The organism is Oleiphilus sp. HI0079 (assembly GCF_001635105.1).
The window spans coordinates 1-1,052 of record NZ_LWFT01001321.1 but is presented as its reverse complement, the minus strand read 5'-3'; the positions used below and the strand labels follow the sequence as shown (position 1 = coordinate 1,052).

General features: G+C 45.9%; 2 protein-coding genes. One reads left to right on the top strand and one right to left on the bottom strand.

Translation table 11 applies throughout. From position 1 onward, the window contains the following. The coding region (locus A3750_RS22890; protein WP_156498868.1) for a LysR family transcriptional regulator at positions 1-378 on the bottom strand (378 nt) is incomplete at its 3' end. A 181-nt stretch (positions 379-559) separates the two neighbouring features. On the opposite strand from A3750_RS22890, the gene ahpC reads away from it, so the two are divergent. Beyond that, positions 560-1,052, top strand: a 493-nt coding sequence (gene ahpC / locus A3750_RS22885) for an alkyl hydroperoxide reductase subunit C (RefSeq protein ID WP_068548910.1), incomplete at its 3' end; no start/stop codon positions are given.

Sequence of the window (1,052 nt, the reverse complement as noted above, 5' to 3'; positions counted from 1 at the left end):
ACTAACCATGAGCTGAAAGCCGGGGTGCTTAGTGTTGATCTCTTTTAATAAGTTAGGTAGCAGAAACGGTGCAATTGTCGGAATAAACCCGACCGACATCGGCGCGCTTAATGGTGTTTGGTTCAGTGTTGCCATCGATTGGAGGTCTTCGACTTCAACCAATATTTTTTCAGCGCGTTCAAGTACGGTTTTTCCTGCGGGCGTGATCAGCACTTTCTTGGTGTCTCGCTCAAAGATTTTCATTCCGAGATGATTTTCGAGCTCATTGAGTGCGGTGCTTAAAGCGGATGGGCTGACATTGCATTCTTCTGCCGCGTGCTTGAAATGAAGAGTGCGTCCAACGGCTCTCGCATAGTTAAGTTGCTTAATGGAAATCATAGGGCCCTCATTTGAGAAATGCTTTTCGAACAGAGCGCATCGCTGTCGTTCTAAAAAATAGAATAGAGTTTCAAGTTAATTCAAATTTACGGATTTGTCGAGTCAGCTTATTCTTACTCTCGAACTTAAGGCAATAGCCACTAACGACACTCCGGTGTCACCATTCAAAGAGGAAACTGACATGGCACTAATCAATACCAAGATCAAACCGTTCAACGCGCAAGCTTTCAAAAACGGTGAGTTCATTGAAGTAAGCGATAAAGACACGGAAGGCAAATGGTCTGTGTTCTTCTTCTATCCAGCAGACTTTACGTTCGTTTGCCCAACAGAGCTTGGCGATGTGGCAGACAAGTATGAAGAGCTGCAGTCACGTGGTGTAGAGGTTTACTCAGTTTCTACTGACACACACTTCACGCACAAAGCGTGGCACGATTCTTCAGATACGATCAACAAGATCAAGTACACAATGATCGGCGATCCAACAGGTGAAATTACGCGCAACTTTGAAGTAATGCGTGAAGATCAAGGTCTTGCAGATCGTGGTACGTTCATCGTCGACCCAGATGGCGTGATTCAGGCAATGGAAATCACCGCAGAAGGCATTGGTCGAGACGCAGAAGATTTGGTTCGTAAGATCAAAGCCGCGCAGTACGTTCGCAACAACCCAGGCCAAG